Annotated in this window: 18 protein-coding genes; 1 reads left to right on the top strand and 17 read right to left on the bottom strand. The window is 31.1% G+C overall.

What is annotated here, in order from left to right:
- Positions 1 to 3: 3 nt before the first annotated feature.
- The 10 genes from OZJ21_RS07455 to miaA form a co-directional block, all read right to left on the bottom strand.
- Entirely contained in the window at positions 4 to 792 is a 789-nt protein-coding gene (locus OZJ21_RS07455) for a phosphatidate cytidylyltransferase (protein ID WP_003705952.1), read from the bottom strand.
- 2 nt (positions 793 to 794) lie between these two features.
- Positions 795 to 1,577 carry an isoprenyl transferase gene (locus OZJ21_RS07460; RefSeq protein WP_081533932.1) on the bottom strand — a complete coding sequence of 261 codons (783 nt, stop codon included), beginning with the start codon at positions 1,575 to 1,577 and terminating at the stop codon, positions 795 to 797.
- Between the two features lie 134 nt (positions 1,578 to 1,711).
- Entirely contained in the window at positions 1,712 to 2,275 is a 564-nt protein-coding gene (frr, locus tag OZJ21_RS07465) for a ribosome recycling factor (RefSeq protein WP_003705950.1), read from the bottom strand.
- Positions 2,276 to 2,277: 2 nt separating this feature from the next.
- Positions 2,278 to 3,000 (bottom strand): UMP kinase, encoded by a 723-nt coding sequence (pyrH, locus tag OZJ21_RS07470; protein WP_003703168.1) that lies wholly within the window; start codon positions 2,998 to 3,000, stop codon positions 2,278 to 2,280.
- Positions 3,001 to 3,112: 112 nt separating this feature from the next.
- Positions 3,113 to 3,490, bottom strand: a complete 378-nt coding sequence (locus OZJ21_RS07475; RefSeq protein WP_003699888.1) for a DUF956 family protein — start codon at positions 3,488 to 3,490, stop codon at positions 3,113 to 3,115.
- A gap of 86 nt (positions 3,491 to 3,576) precedes the next feature.
- A complete protein-coding gene (locus OZJ21_RS07480) occupies positions 3,577 to 4,038 on the bottom strand; it encodes a methylated-DNA--[protein]-cysteine S-methyltransferase (RefSeq protein ID WP_003705947.1) in 462 nt (153 codons plus the stop codon).
- A 413-nt stretch (positions 4,039 to 4,451) separates the two neighbouring features.
- Positions 4,452 to 5,795 (bottom strand): type I glutamate--ammonia ligase, encoded by a 1,344-nt coding sequence (gene glnA / locus OZJ21_RS07485; RefSeq protein WP_003699883.1) that lies wholly within the window; start codon positions 5,793 to 5,795, stop codon positions 4,452 to 4,454.
- A 29-nt stretch (positions 5,796 to 5,824) separates the two neighbouring features.
- Complete coding sequence (locus OZJ21_RS07490; RefSeq protein WP_003705945.1) at positions 5,825 to 6,211, bottom strand: MerR family transcriptional regulator; 387 nt, start codon at positions 6,209 to 6,211, stop codon at positions 5,825 to 5,827.
- Between the two features lie 90 nt (positions 6,212 to 6,301).
- Complete coding sequence (locus tag OZJ21_RS07495; RefSeq protein WP_003705944.1) at positions 6,302 to 7,564, bottom strand: methionine gamma-lyase family protein; 1,263 nt, start codon at positions 7,562 to 7,564, stop codon at positions 6,302 to 6,304.
- Between the two features lie 21 nt (positions 7,565 to 7,585).
- The gene (gene miaA / locus OZJ21_RS07500; protein WP_003705943.1) at positions 7,586 to 8,509 is read right to left on the bottom strand and encodes a tRNA (adenosine(37)-N6)-dimethylallyltransferase MiaA; all 924 of its coding nucleotides are present in this window, start codon (positions 8,507 to 8,509) and stop codon (positions 7,586 to 7,588) included.
- A 131-nt stretch (positions 8,510 to 8,640) separates the two neighbouring features.
- Here miaA and OZJ21_RS07505 point away from each other — a divergent pair, with 131 nt between their 5' ends.
- A complete protein-coding gene (locus tag OZJ21_RS07505) occupies positions 8,641 to 8,817 on the top strand; it encodes a DUF3042 family protein (RefSeq protein ID WP_003705942.1) in 177 nt (58 codons plus the stop codon).
- Positions 8,818 to 8,886: 69 nt separating this feature from the next.
- Here OZJ21_RS07505 and OZJ21_RS07510 read toward each other — a convergent pair whose 3' ends face one another.
- The 7 genes from OZJ21_RS07510 to OZJ21_RS07540 all read right to left on the bottom strand — a co-directional run bounded on the left by OZJ21_RS07510 (position 8,887) and on the right by OZJ21_RS07540 (position 14,295).
- Positions 8,887 to 9,300 carry a rhodanese-like domain-containing protein gene (locus OZJ21_RS07510; RefSeq protein ID WP_003705941.1) on the bottom strand — a complete coding sequence of 138 codons (414 nt, stop codon included), beginning with the start codon at positions 9,298 to 9,300 and terminating at the stop codon, positions 8,887 to 8,889.
- 42 nt (positions 9,301 to 9,342) lie between these two features.
- The gene (locus OZJ21_RS07515) at positions 9,343 to 10,305 is read right to left on the bottom strand and encodes an ROK family glucokinase (RefSeq protein WP_003705940.1); all 963 of its coding nucleotides are present in this window, start codon (positions 10,303 to 10,305) and stop codon (positions 9,343 to 9,345) included.
- Complete coding sequence (locus OZJ21_RS07520) at positions 10,302 to 10,541, bottom strand: YqgQ family protein (RefSeq protein ID WP_003699873.1); 240 nt, start codon at positions 10,539 to 10,541, stop codon at positions 10,302 to 10,304. Before OZJ21_RS07520 ends, OZJ21_RS07515 begins: the two co-directional genes overlap by 4 nt.
- Positions 10,542 to 10,580: 39 nt before the next feature.
- Complete coding sequence (locus tag OZJ21_RS07525; protein WP_003699871.1) at positions 10,581 to 11,243, bottom strand: rhomboid family intramembrane serine protease; 663 nt, start codon at positions 11,241 to 11,243, stop codon at positions 10,581 to 10,583.
- A gap of 13 nt (positions 11,244 to 11,256) precedes the next feature.
- On the bottom strand, positions 11,257 to 11,805 hold the full coding sequence (locus tag OZJ21_RS07530; RefSeq protein ID WP_003705938.1) for a 5-formyltetrahydrofolate cyclo-ligase: 549 nt from the start codon (positions 11,803 to 11,805) through the stop codon (positions 11,257 to 11,259).
- A gap of 54 nt (positions 11,806 to 11,859) precedes the next feature.
- Positions 11,860 to 12,009, bottom strand: a complete 150-nt coding sequence (rpmG, locus tag OZJ21_RS07535; RefSeq protein ID WP_003699868.1) for a 50S ribosomal protein L33 — start codon at positions 12,007 to 12,009, stop codon at positions 11,860 to 11,862.
- 147 nt (positions 12,010 to 12,156) lie between these two features.
- Positions 12,157 to 14,295 carry an SEC10/PgrA surface exclusion domain-containing protein gene (locus tag OZJ21_RS07540; protein ID WP_098034070.1) on the bottom strand — a complete coding sequence of 713 codons (2,139 nt, stop codon included), beginning with the start codon at positions 14,293 to 14,295 and terminating at the stop codon, positions 12,157 to 12,159.
- Positions 14,296 to 14,428: the final 133 nt, after the last annotated feature.

Here is a 14,428-nt window from a genome sequence, read left to right on the forward strand (position 1 = left end):
TTACTAAATTAAACCAACGAAATGCATTAAAGGTAAAACTAACAAAATTGAATCAAATCTATCTAATATTCCACCGTGTCCTGGTAAAATTTTTCCAGAGTCTTTTACTCCATAATGTCTCTTAAATGCTGATTCAATTAAATCACCAAATTGAGCACCAATTGATAGAAATACTGTTATTCCCAACATAGTTAAAAAGCCATATGGAAAAGCACTTTGCTTAAAGAAAAGATAAATTCCTACGATAATGACAGCACTCACTGTACCTCCAATTGATCCTTCCCATGTTTTGTTAGGACTAATATGAGGAGCTAACTTAGTACGCCCAATTTGACGCCCGATTAAGTATGCGCCACTATCTGTAATCCAAGTAATCAAGAATGCGTATAAAATCATCCATAAACTTTCTTGGCGAGCATAAATCATATAGTGAAATCCTAATCCTGAATAAATAGCTCCTAAAATTATAGCTCCCACATCATCAAAGGAAAATCTATTACGACTAACAACTGTATATCCTAGTAATACTAGCGTGAAGAAATAGAATCCACTATAAAAAATTCCATTTGGAAAAAAATTGATCCAATTACTTGGTACTAATAGGCAAGCCACTGCCATAAAAGCTATTATTGCCTCAGGTGAAATTAAAAGTTTTCTTTTCATAGTTAAGAATTCTGACATTCCCACTAATCCCATCGCTACTACTAATATACTAAATAAATTTCCTCCCACTACTAGTAAAGGAATAAAAATCAGCAATGCTACGACTGCTGTAATAACTCTTTGTTTCATCTTTATTTCTTCTCCTCTTTTAATCCACCAAATCTTCTATCTCTTGTTTGAAAAGCATAAATATTAGCTAATAAATCTTCTTCTGAATAATCTGGCCATAATATATCAGTAAATACAAATTCACTGTATGCCAATTGCCATAATAGAAAATTTGATATTCTTTCTTCTCCACTCGTTCTAATTAATAAGTCAGGATCATTGTATGGAGCAAGCTTTCCAGTCATTAAATTAGCATCTACTACTTTTTCAGTTATCTTTTCTATCTCTAATTTGTTTTCACTTACTTTACTAGCAATACTTTGAATAGCAGATACTAATTCAGCACGACCACCATAATTTAATGCAAAATTTAAGACCATTCCTGTACAATTTGAAGTTTGTTCAATTGCATCATAAACAGCTTTTTGAGTTTTTTTCGGTAACATATCTATATAACCCATAACATTTACTCTTACATTATTTTCAATTAATTCAGGAACAAAAGTATTGAAGAACTTAACCGGTAAATCCATAAGAAAATCCACTTCTTTATCAGGACGTTTCCAATTTTCTGTAGAAAAAGCATATAACGTTAGAACCTTAACACCTAAATTACTCGCTACCTTAGTTATATTTTTTACAGTTTCCATTCCTTGTTTATGTCCTGCTATTCGCGGTAAGTGTCTTTTCTTAGCCCAACGTCCATTTCCATCCATGATAATAGCTATATGATTAGGAATTAGTTCTTTTTTTAATTTATTCCTTTTTTCATCCATATTTTCTTTTTTATTAAAAAAATCCAACATCTAAATTCACCTCCATAATGGAAATATACCTCTAAATTACTATAGCAGTTTTTTTTTAAACAATAAAGTTAATATACAATAAAAAAAGGGTAAAGTAACAAATCTTTACCCTCGTGATACAATAGTTTATTGCATTATCCTTCGAGAACTTCTTTTTCTTTGTCCTCTGTAATTTTATCAATATTTTTAATAGATTCATCTGTCACTTTTTGTGCTTGATTTTCTAAATCTCTTAAATCATCTTCTGTTAAGTCACCATTCTTTTGAGCTTTCTTCAAAGCATCCATCATATCACGACGAATGTTTCTAACAGCAACTTTTCCAGTTTCAGAAACAGCCTTTACTTGCTTTGCTAGCTCTTTACGACGTTCTTCAGTTAATTGTGGAATAACTAAACGAATTGCTGTTCCATCATTCATTGGTGCAATTCCTAAATCTGATGCCATAATAGCATGTTCAATGTTCTTTAAAGAGGTCTTATCATATGGTGTGACCAATAATACACGTGCTTCAGGAACTGAAATTTGTGCCATTTGATTTAAAGGAGTAGGAGCCCCATAGTATTCTACATTAATTCTATTCAATAAACTGGCATTAGCACGTCCTGCACGAATATTCCCTAATTCTCTTCGTAAAGAATCTTCTGCCTTCGTCATTTTTTCTTGTGCTTCCTTAATAATAGGTTCTGTTATTTTCATAATTATTTTCCTTCCACTGTTGTACCAATTTCTTCGCCTTCAACAACCTTCTTAATGTTTCCTCGGTTGTTCATGTTGAAGACTACTAAAGCAATATTGTTGTCCATTGATAATGATGAAGCTGTAGTATCCATAACACGTAATCCCTTATTAATAATATCCATATGTGTTAACTTAGTATACTTTTTAGCTGTAGGATCAACTTTAGGATCCGCGTTGTAGATTCCATCTACTCCATTTTTAGCCATTAAGATTACTTCTGCATTAAGCTCGGATGCTCTTAATGCAGCTGTAGTATCTGTTGAGAAATATGGAGAACCTGTACCTGCTGCAAAAATAACAATTCTTCCTTTTTCTAGATGACGAATTGCTTTTCTACGAATATATGGTTCTGCTACTTGTCTCATTTCAATAGCTGTTTGAACTCTTGTAGGAACTCCAACTGACTCTAGACTATCTTGAAGTGCTAAAGCGTTCATAACGGTTCCTAACATACCTATGTAATCGGCTTGTGCTCTTTCCATTCCTATTTCAGCACCAGCTTCACCACGCCACATATTTCCGCCACCTACAACGATAGCAATTTGTACACCTAAATCATGAACTTCTTTTATTTCTTCTGCAACTTTTAAAATTTCGGGCGGATTAATTCCTTTTCCTTGATCACCAGCAAGTGCTTCACCACTCAACTTTAGTAATACACGTTTATACTTGATGTCAGACATGTAAAATTCCTCCCAATATTTATCATAATTCATTCTATAAAATTTTATCTCTTCTAAAATTTCATTTTACCATATTTATCATGATGATAGTAGGTCTAAAAATAATTGCTAATTATTTTTTATTTTTAAATAAGTTCTTTAAATTTCTTTTTATAACTTGGAAGAAAGTTAATGAACGAACCATTCTATCTGCAGGGACATATTCTCTAATTGCTCGCAATACTTCTTTGGAATTTTTAGCAGAAAAAGTAAACATACCATTTTTTTTAGTTCTTAAAGCAAAGCGTGGTATCCATTTTCCTTTAAACATCACAGAAGCTATAACTACATCCACTTCTTCCCATGGAATTTGGATATATTTTCTAACATCTCTATCATTAAAAAATTCAAATCCCTTATCACCTATCATTATCTTTCCATAATCAGATAATCCCATATAAGACGTACCTGCCATTGTTAAATCTACTTTTGTATTAATTGACTGAACCATAATTAAATTCAACTCCACTTTTTACATTATTGTATTTATTATATCAGAAAACACCTCGTAAATGCTTACAATAATGGAATTATTACTTATTTTTCATGATCCAACAAATATTTCTTTCTATCTATTCCTCCAGCATACCCCACTAAATCTCCTCTACTACCTATCACTCTGTGACATGGAACTATTACTAATAATTTATTTTTTGAAACTGCTCTTCCAATTGCTTGTGACGAAAGATTCTTTTCACCAAAAATTATTTTGCCTAATTCTTTATATGATATGGTAGATCCATAGGGTATTTTTAATAATTCATTCCATACTTTTAATTGAAATTCAGTCCCTTTAAATTTAATTGGTAGATCTTTAATTAATGGCTTATTTCCTTTAAAGTAGTCATCCAACCATTGTACTGTTTCTTCTAACACCACATTACCAATATTTTTTTCTTCATTTTCTTTCTCATCACTAAAATAACATTCTACTAAAGAATATCCATCAGATTTTAAAACTATATTTCCGATTGGTGAATCATAATTCATTTTATACATGCATATCACTCCTAAAAAAAGCAACACTAGTTGGCGATAAGATAGCTACCTATACTATCTTATTATCCGCTTAGTGTTGCTAAAACTATTATTATAAATAAACACCTATTTACTTAATTTTAATTACTGGCTTATGCTTCTTTTTTCTATCTATACTTAATTTATCAATTACCGGTTTATCATTTACTATAGTAACTTCTACTGTATCTTTTTTTATTGAAATCATAGGCTTACTCCTCTCTTTCATATAAAAAACTAGCTTACTAACTGTAAATATATAGTACTCAATAAATTAGACTATTTTATTAAGCAAATATTAAGAAATGATTAATTTTTCAATCCTATACTAATTTAAGTAACATATATAAAAAAGATGAATAAGTCCACAAATGACTTATTCATCTTAAAGTTCACTAATACATTTCTAAATATTGATCTCTTTCCCACTGTGAAACTTCTTGACGATAAGCATCCCATTCTAAACGCTTTGCTTCTAAGAAGTTTTGATATAAATGTGGTCCCATAGCATCTTGAACAACCTTATCTGTCTTCAATGCCTTTAATGCATTATGCAATGTTGATGGTAAATCTTGAATGTTATTTGCCTCACGTTCTTCATCATCCATTGCATAAATATTTCTATCAACAGGAGCTGCTGGTTCAATTTTATTACGTAATCCATCTAAACCTGCTTCTAGTAATGCAGCTACTGCTAAATATGGATTAGCAGATGGATCTACTGAACGTAATTCTAAACGAGTTGAATTTCCTCTTGCAATTGGAACACGAACCAGTGGTGAACGATTATGTCCTGACCAAGCCACATAAACAGGAGCTTCATATCCAGGTACTAAACGTTTATAAGAATTTACAGTAGGATTCATAATAGCAGTAAAGTTACGTGCATGTTTTAATACGCCACCCAAGAAGTAGTATGCATCTTGTGATAACTGTTCTTCACCTTTAGTATCAAAGAATGCATTACCATCTTTATGGAACAATGACATATTCAAATGCATACCTGAACCGTTAATTCTATCTAATGGTTTTGGCATAAATGTTGCATGTAATCCATATTTACGTGCAACAGTCTTTACAACAAGTTTAAATGTTTGAATATTATCACATGCATGCAAAGCATCCGCATACTTAAAATCAACTTCATGTTGTCCAGGAGCTACTTCATGATGGGAAGCTTCTACATCAAATCCCATATTTTCCAACTCTAACACAATATCACGACGACAATTTTCACCTAAATCAACAGGAGCTAAATCGAAATAACTTCCCTTATCATTTAAGTGGATTGTTGGACGTCCAGTTTTTTCATCTAATTTGAATAAAAAGAATTCAGGTTCAGGCCCAATATTAAATTCCGTAAAGCCCATTTCCTTCATTTCATCAAGTACTCTAATTAAATTATTACGAGGATCTCCTAAAAATGGTGTGCGATCTGCATTATATACCTCACAAATTAAACGAGCAACTTTTCCATGTTCTCCACCCCATGGAAAAATCATCCATGTTGATAAATCTGGATATAACCACATATCACTTTCTTCAATACGTACAAAGCCATCAATGGATGAACCATCAAACATCATCTTATTATCTAAAACTTTATCTAACTGACTAATTGGAACTTCAACATTTTTAATTGTTCCATATAAATCAGTAAACATTAAACGTAAGAAACGTACATTTTCTTCCTTTGCAATGCGTCGAATGTCATCTTTTGTGTAGTCGAATTTTACCATCTTTTATTGCTCCTTGTCGGGTTGTTAATTTAAAGTGAACGGTTATTACGCAAAGAAAAATCATTATCTTTTATAAAACCACCAGCAGATACAAACTCATCACGTAAAATGCGTCGAACATCAGCATCTGTTAATGTATTATGTTTATCAGCTTTTTCTTGTTCTTTTTTAGCTTTTTCTTCATAAATATGCTTAATTCCCGCCATATTTATTCCTTCACCTAAAAAATCTTTAATTTCTAAAAGCTTATCTATGTCATTCAAGGAATACATTCGCCTATTTCCCGCATTACGTTCAGGTATAACCAATTCTTGTTCTTCATAGTATCTAATCTGGCGTGCAGTAAGATTTGTTAGTTTCATAACAGTTCCCATAGGTAAAACTGCAAGTGAACGTCTAAGCTCTTTTTCTCGCATAATCCAACCCTCCTTTAAATTACGTGTTAATGATATCAATAAGACAGACAAATGTCAATATCCCATGTAATATTTTCTTACACGAATTTTTTATTTATAAAATGTTTCTAGCACCGCTTTAGTTATAGCAATTTTTACATGTGCATAAGTTAATCCACCTTGAATATATAATGTATATGGTTCTCTTAAAGGACCATCACTTGATAATTCTATTGTGGACCCTTCTGTAAAACTTCCAGATGCCATAATAATTTTATCTTCATATCCATCCATATAACTTGGAACTGGTTCAACATATGCATTCATAGGAGAATTATGCTGTATTGCTGCACAAAATTTGACCATTGCATCAGGATTACCAAAATTAACCGTTTGAACCAAATCTGTCCTAGGCGCATCCCAGCTAGGTGATACATCCATTCCCATTTCTTCTAGTAATGCTGCTGTATAAATCGATCCTTTAATTGCCTCTCCTGTCACATTAGGAGCCAAGAAGAAACCTTCGTAAAAATCTCTCATAAATGGATATGTGGCACCTTCATTCTTTCCTGCTCCTGGAACAATGAGCCTTGCACCGCATCTATCAATAAGATCTTTATTCCCAACTAAAAATGCACCTGTTTTTGCAATTCCACCACCAGCATTTTTGTATAGGGAGCCAGCCATCAAATCAGCTCCATAAAATGTTGGTTCTTCAGTCTCTGTAAATTCTCCATAACAATTATCAATAAAAATTATCGCTTGAGGGGCATATTTTTTTACAAATTTTATCATCTCAGCTATTTCAGAAACAACGAAACTATCTCTTGAAGAATAACCTCGCGAACGTTGTATAGCTACCATTTTTATCGAAGAATCTTTTTGTAAATCTTCCTTCGCTCTTTTATAATCTACTTTCCCATTATCTAAAAGTGGTGTGTAAGAAAAATTAATTAGATGTTCTTCCAAAGTTCCTGGATTATCTCCAGCTACACCTATAACTTCTTGAATAGTATCATATGGCATTCCTGTTAAATAATGCAATGTATCATGTGGACGCAACACTCCAAAAAATGCAGTTGAAATGGCATGGGTACCAGATGTCAATTGCGGTCTAACCATAGCATCTTCAGTTTTAAAATAATCAGCAAACATAGCATCAAGTTTATCTCTACCTATGTCATCATAACCATATCCTGTTGAACCAACTAAGTCTTCCTCAGCGACATGATGCTTCCTAAATAATTCTAATACTCTTCGCTGATTATTTAATACTATTTCTGTTATATCCTCTAATTTTGAAGATATTTTCTCATCTACTATCTCTATTTTATTTTGTAAATCTTTAGGTAAATCTTCTGACCATTTACTCATTATCACTTCACTCCTTAATATTTATATCCAATCATCAATTAGTTTATATATTTTCTTTATATCTTCAGGGTTATTAACTAAATCAAACCAAACTACATTCATTTTATTCCTAAACCATGTCAATTGTCGTTTAGCATATCTACGTGAATTTCTTTTTACTAGTTCAATAGCTTCATCTTTAGATATTTCACCATCAAAATAAGGATAAAATTCTTTATAACCTATTCCTTTACCAGCAGGTAGTGTAGCTCCGCCTAAATCATATAGGTACTTTGCTTCCTCAATCAATCCAGTTTGAATCATTATATCTACTCTTTTATTAATTCTTTCATATAGGGTACTTCTTTGAGTATTCAATCCTATTAATAATGGCTCAAATTCCTTATTACTTTCATCATGTTGTTCAGAAAAAAGGCGTCCAGTTTGTTCAATAACCTCCAAAGCTCTTATCACTCTTCTAGAATTATTGATTGGAATTTTCCTAGCAGCTACTATATCTAATTTTGCTAGTTCTTCCCACAATCTTTCTTTTCCATTTTTTTCCATAAAAAGTTGCCACTTTTTTCTTCTTTCAATACTCAATTGATCAAAAGTATCTCCACCTAAACTATAACCATCTAAAAGTGCTTGCAAATAAAAGCCTGTCCCACCAACGATGATAGGTATATTATCATCATTAGCTATTTCCTTTATATCTTTACGGCAGTTATCTATAAAGTCAGCAACAGAAAATCTTTGCTGAACTTGTAAGATATCTATCATATAGTGCTTTATATCTTCCATTTCATCAGGTGTTATCTTTGCTGTTCCTATATCCAAATTTTTATAAACTTGCATTGAATCGCCTGAAATAATTTGTCCTTTATATTTCTTAGCAATATCAATTGATAAAGCTGTCTTTCCTACTGCTGTTGGGCCAACAATCACAATAACTTTTTGTGTCATACTATCTTCCCTTAATTATCTTTTTATAAAATTAGTATATCATTATTACTTAAATTATAACTATTTTCCTGGATATTTTTATCAATATCATTCATAATGTATATAGAACCACTTCGAAGGAGGTACTCAATATGAAAAAATTTAATTTAGGTTTCTTACTAGGTGTTACAACAACATTAGGTGCTTTAGCTGGCGCTGTTTTTACTTTTAAGAAAAATGTTGTTGAACCAATTGAAGAAAAAGAAGCTATTTTAGAAGAACATCGTCGTCGTGCTTTACGTAAGAGTCGTTCTGCACATCAAGGATAAAAAATAGTAATTGTCTTATATCAAAATAGCAGCAAGCTAGATTTATTAGCCTTGCTGCTATTTTTATTATTAATATTTGCTCTTCTTCTTTTTTCCATCCCAACGATCATAGCCTGATTTTAATATATATAAATCTCTAAAACCGTCTTTGTACAATTGAACAGCTGCTCTTGTAGCAATTGTTCTTCCAGTTTCGTATAAATATACTGGCATATCCTTACGGAGACTTGATTTATAGATTTTAAATTGGCTATATGGCATATTACGTGCTCCTAAAATATGTCCCGCATTAAAAGTATCAGGTTCACGCAAATCTATAACTTGAGCTTTTTTCATTCCCTTTTTAAACTCTTCATTATCAAGCATAGTAGATACTCTCTTTCCAGAAATGTAGGTATATAACTGCATTCCTAGAAGATAAGCTACTAATAAAATTAGAATGATGTTTACCCATGCCCATACAGAAATATCAGCCAAAAACATTGTACTAAGACCTCCTTAGCTGTAATTATTAAAAAATATTAACTACTTATTAAATTTTAAAGCTAGTGAAGCTGCACCTATAACTCCAGCTTCATTTCCTAATTCAGCAAGTTTTAAAGTAGTTGATTTTTTAACTGAGGGGAAGGCAAATTCCTTAAAGTAACTATCAACCTGATCTAATAAGAACTTACCCGCTGCAGAAACGCCACCACCAATTACAATATATGATGGATTGATAAGACTACCAATATTAGCACAAGCAAATCCTAGATAGTAGCAAACACGATCCACAACACGTTCAGCTAAAATATCGCCATCTTTCGCTAAATCAAATACTATCTTAGAACTAATATCTTGCCCATCATCTAACATTTTCTTTAAATCAGATTTTCCAGCAAACTCTTCAGCCATATCACGCGCAACACGTACAACACCTGTTGCAGAAGCATAAGTTTCCAAGCAACCATGATTTCCACAAGTACATAAATAGCCATTTGGCTGTACATTTATATGACCAATTTCACCACCAGCACCAGCTCCGTGAACCATTTCGCCATTAGTGATGACACCACCACCAACACCTGTACCTAATGTAACAAATGTTACTTCATCATCATTTTCTCCGGCACCTTTCCAGCGTTCACCCAATGCTGCTACATTAGCATCGTTATCTACAGCAAACTTCATACTGGTGCCTTTTTCAATTTCTTCTTTTAGGTTTTGCTTTTCTTTCCAGTTCAAGTTAAATGCTGCTTCAACTGTACCATTTTCAATATCTACTGTTCCCGGTGTACCCATTCCGATTCCAACAAATTGTTCTGGTTTCATATCGTATAAATCTAAATGATGATTAATTGATTCAACAATATCAGGAACAATATGCTTACCATCATCTAAAATATCAGTTTCAACACTCCATTTTTGTTGAATTTCACCATCTAGTGTCAAGATAGCAAATTTAATTGTTGTACCGCCTAAATCAACGCCAATTAACTTCTTATTCATTCCTCATTCTCCTTAATAGTAAATTTTACAGGTGACTTAGCTCTTTTTTCTTCAACACCATGTTCTCGATTAAGAACTAACTTTGCTGATAAAAAAGTTTGCTTGTCAATTACTCCTGCTTTATATAAATGATCAAGTTCTAGAGCCATTAACTCAATGTCCCACATACGTTTACCAACATATACAAAAATACCAAAATTTTTTAATAATTGCTGTACATCATATAACGTTTTCATGCTCTATCACCTCAACATTTAATTATACTTGAATTGTACTTAACTTGTAAAACCAAAATTTAAGATTATCAAATTTATAAAAAGTAAAATCACAAAACTTACAATTCTTTTAACTTTAGGGACCCTACCTAAATTAGGGACACCAACGACATAACCTAAAAGAAAACCACTTACTAATCCACCTAAATGTCCTGTCAAATCCGAATTTCCAAACATACCAAAGAATATATTCAATATTACTAATAGAAAAAATTGACGAGACATAGTTTGTAAATATGGATTTCTTCTGAAAGATTCTCCCAACATCAAAAAAGAACCGAACATACCAAACAATGCTGTACTAGCACCTGCAGAAATACTACTAAAATTAAATGCAAAACTTGCTATATTCCCACAAATTCCACTTACCAAATAAATTATTAAGAACCTTGTCTTTCCAAAAATATTTTCTAATAAAGTTCCTAAAAAATATAAAGTTATCATATTGATAAGTAAATGTTGTAATCCTATATGAATAAACATAGGAGTTATCAAGCGCCAATACTGACCATTGATAATATAAGGGGAATACTTTGCTCCAAAACGCACTAAATTAGCAATATTTTCTGTTCCACCAAATAATGTCATTACTATATACATTACTATATTAAGAATAATTAACGTATAAGTGATACTAGGTTTATTTTTTAAATATTGCAACATAAACCGCACCTCTTTATATTCTTATTTGATTAGTAATGTAAATATCAAAACTATCAACATCCCACTGAGGTTCTTGGAAATATCTACTTCTATCAACAAGTGCTACCTTATTTCCACGATAATCACTTAAATACTTATCGTAAAATCCTCCACCGAATCCTAACCTTGCTCCATTTTCAGCAAATGCCAAGCCTGGAACAATGATTAAATCGATATTTTCTTTATTAACATAATTCTCACTTTCAGGTTCCAAAACACCAAATTTAGTTCTTACTATTTTGACATCAGGAGTTAATTCAACAAACTCCATCATTCTATTTGGCAAAGTCTTAGGTACTAAAACTTTTTTATTTTGTTGCTGAGCAGTTGAAATTATAGGGAAAGTATCTAACTCAAAATCTTCACTCAGTGTAATTGCCACATTATCAGCTTTTTCCCACTCAGTAGTTTTAAATAACTCTTTATACAGATTTAGTTCATCTAACTTTTTTTCCCAAGTTTTACTTAATTTCTGTAATTTTTGAATTTGGTTTTTTCTAAATTCTTTCTTATTCATTGACATTGCATCACCTCATGTCGTACATAAAGAAAAAAACAACAGGATTTTTTCCTGTTGTTATTTTGTTTCACGATGTAAAGTAACTTTGTGATCACGTGGGCAATATTTTTTCAATTCGATGCGATCAGGATTGTTACGTTTATTCTTGCTTGTAAGATATGTTTGTTCATGACATTCTGTACATTCTAAAGTAATATTTACACGCATGTTTTAAACCTCCAAACATGTTTTAGATTTCAAAAAGACATAACTTTATCTTCGACGTTTAATATAATACCATTTTTTCAAACCTATTTCCAGTTTTTTTTATTATTTGTTAAGGAAATTAACTTGACACTATTAACTCAAGTTAGACTATTCACTTAATTCTTTTTCTTTATATTCTAATATATTTTGATATGATTGAACTTTGACAACTAAATCATTATATACAACAGTTATCTTTGCTACATCTTTTTCATTATTAATAAGCTTTTCCTTTAATTCTTCAATCTTTTGATCAATTCCATTATATTCTTTTAAATCATCTAATATAGTCTGTATATTTTCTTGAATAGTTTCATAGTTTACTTTCAAAATATTTAATTGTTCACTATTTTCTAACTCTGATTTATTATATTTTTCTACTTGTTTTTTTTTCTGACTTAAATCAATTTTAATAGAATTCAATTCAATTTCAGTTGCAGTAATAGCTGCTTTGCTTGCTTCAAATTTATTTTCTTCTCTTCTTAGAAGCCCTTTATTCTTTATCCACTCTTCACGTACCAATTCTGATAAATTGTTTTTCCCTCTTAATCTATCTTGTAGTACACTAATATTTTTATTCAAGGAATCTATATTATCTTCCAATTTCGTAATTCCAGTCATATCAGGTCCCTTTTTGGCATTTTGTAACTCTTCTTTCAACGCCATTTTATTCTTATTTTCATTCTCCAATTGACTATTAAGATCACTTAATTTTATTAAGTTTCCAGCTTGCTCAGCCTTTAATTCGTTGATCTTTGCTTCTATATTTTTCTTTCCAAAATCAGATATGACATATGAACCATTAGCTTTTATATTGTTATACGCGAATTCAAAGTGAATAGCTAAATTGTTATCGATTCCCACAGCCATATAGTGTGTACTATAGTCTTTGCTTTTATTTAAACCAAGCAATGTTTCTAAATGGCCAAAATTATTTTTAGTGTCATTAAATAGAAAATCAACTAATACTCTATAAATCACAGTCTTTAAATCAGTCATAGTCATTTCATTATCACTAAATTCATTAAAATACTCTTCACCATTAGCCAATTCTTCATCCTTGCTATCATAATCCTCAAAAACACTTGGAGTTTGGTTCCATAGATCTGACAAACCTTCAATATCATGACCTAAACCTAATTTATTACTTTTCTGACTGTAAAAAGTTTGCCAATTATCCTGATTATACCTATCTACCACTGCTTGTGTGAACTGTATAGAATCTGGAGTAACCTCTATTAACCTACTTCCCATCTTTTTTCGTAATGGATTTAATAGACTTGCTACAAATGTTGAGATTTCTATTAATTCTTGCAGTGTAAGCTTTGTTACATCTGAAATTTTATTCTTATCATCAATTTCTGAAAAATTCAACTTCTTATTATTAAGTTCTAGGCCTGGAGATATTATATCTGCTACTTCTTCACGAGAAATTTTTCCATAATTAAAATTTTCAAAGAGTACTTGTGTGTAGTCTTGAGGTATTCTAATTTGCGGCAATAAATCTATTTTATTTTTTTCTTTTTCTATTGCAATCGCTAATTTAGATAATATAGATTGTAATTCATTCCTTTGCTTTTGAACTGTATCTATATTTTCCAAATTCTTATCTATTTTTTTCTGTACTTCTTTGACTAACTCATCCGTAGTTGGTAACTTATCTTTTTCTTTTTCTAACTGCTTCTTCTTACTAGAAATATCATCCTTACACCGAGCTATATCTTTTTCTGTACTCTCTATTTCTTTTTTCTTACGCATCCAATCTTCATAAGAAATCTTTACTTTTCTATCAGCACGTTCTACATCTCTTTTTATTATTTCTGAACTATCTTTAGCATTAACTTGCTTTTTTTCGATGTTGCTAACTTCTTCTTTTACATTATTTAAATCTTCTTTAGCTTGAATCAACTTTTTGTGGTTATTATTCCACTGTAATTCCGTCTCGCGTAAAGATTTCTCTACTCTTTCTAGAGATTTTTTATTTCTCTCTAACTCTTCTTTTTGACTCTCTTCACCTTCATTTAAAATTTTTTCTTTTATATTAACTAACTTTGCATATTCATTTTGTAATGTTATTTGTAAATTTAATAAGTTGTCTAACTCAGACTCTTTTTCATTTTTTAATTCTGTAAATTTAACTATATCTTTGTTTAAATTTTTGATTTCATCTTTTAAATTTTGTTGAGGTTTTTGGACCTTATCTTGTGCGTCTGTTATGTCGTTCTGTACTATTCCTTTTTTGTCCATTACACATCCGCCTCTTTCTTCCCAGCAAACTAAAATATACTACCCTTATTATAATAAAAATATTGCTCTTAATATAGTTACTTTTTAATTTTTTATCATATATTTAAAATATTTAATAAAAAATACCAGTAAA

Source organism: Ligilactobacillus sp. UO.C109 (genome assembly GCF_026847815.1).
Lineage (GTDB): Bacteria > Bacillota > Bacilli > Lactobacillales > Lactobacillaceae > Ligilactobacillus > Ligilactobacillus salivarius.

Bases quoted from the DNA above. Each gene is read 5' to 3' on its own strand.
- OZJ21_RS07455 (WP_003705952.1), bottom strand. From the start codon at position 792: ATGAAACAAAGAGTTATTACAGCAGTCGTAGCATTGCTGATTTTTATT.
- OZJ21_RS07460 (WP_081533932.1), bottom strand. From the start codon at position 1,577: ATGTTGGATTTTTTTAATAAAAAAGAAAATATGGATGAAAAAAGGAAT.
- frr (WP_003705950.1), bottom strand. From the start codon at position 2,275: ATGAAAATAACAGAACCTATTATTAAGGAAGCACAAGAAAAAATGACG.
- pyrH (WP_003703168.1), bottom strand. From the start codon at position 3,000: ATGTCTGACATCAAGTATAAACGTGTATTACTAAAGTTGAGTGGTGAA.
- OZJ21_RS07475 (WP_003699888.1), bottom strand. From the start codon at position 3,490: ATGGTTCAGTCAATTAATACAAAAGTAGATTTAACAATGGCAGGTACG.
- OZJ21_RS07480 (WP_003705947.1), bottom strand. From the start codon at position 4,038: ATGTATAAAATGAATTATGATTCACCAATCGGAAATATAGTTTTAAAA.
- glnA (WP_003699883.1), bottom strand. From the start codon at position 5,795: ATGGTAAAATTCGACTACACAAAAGATGACATTCGACGCATTGCAAAG.
- OZJ21_RS07490 (WP_003705945.1), bottom strand. From the start codon at position 6,211: ATGCGAGAAAAAGAGCTTAGACGTTCACTTGCAGTTTTACCTATGGGA.
- OZJ21_RS07495 (WP_003705944.1), bottom strand. From the start codon at position 7,564: ATGAGTAAATGGTCAGAAGATTTACCTAAAGATTTACAAAATAAAATA.
- miaA (WP_003705943.1), bottom strand. From the start codon at position 8,509: ATGACACAAAAAGTTATTGTGATTGTTGGCCCAACAGCAGTAGGAAAG.
- OZJ21_RS07505 (WP_003705942.1), top strand. From the start codon at position 8,641: ATGAAAAAATTTAATTTAGGTTTCTTACTAGGTGTTACAACAACATTA.
- OZJ21_RS07510 (WP_003705941.1), bottom strand. From the start codon at position 9,300: ATGTTTTTGGCTGATATTTCTGTATGGGCATGGGTAAACATCATTCTA.
- OZJ21_RS07515 (WP_003705940.1), bottom strand. From the start codon at position 10,305: ATGAATAAGAAGTTAATTGGCGTTGATTTAGGCGGTACAACAATTAAA.
- OZJ21_RS07520 (WP_003699873.1), bottom strand. From the start codon at position 10,541: ATGAAAACGTTATATGATGTACAGCAATTATTAAAAAATTTTGGTATT.
- OZJ21_RS07525 (WP_003699871.1), bottom strand. From the start codon at position 11,243: ATGTTGCAATATTTAAAAAATAAACCTAGTATCACTTATACGTTAATT.
- OZJ21_RS07530 (WP_003705938.1), bottom strand. From the start codon at position 11,805: ATGTCAATGAATAAGAAAGAATTTAGAAAAAACCAAATTCAAAAATTA.
- rpmG (WP_003699868.1), bottom strand. From the start codon at position 12,009: ATGCGTGTAAATATTACTTTAGAATGTACAGAATGTCATGAACAAACA.
- OZJ21_RS07540 (WP_098034070.1), bottom strand. From the start codon at position 14,295: ATGGACAAAAAAGGAATAGTACAGAACGACATAACAGACGCACAAGAT.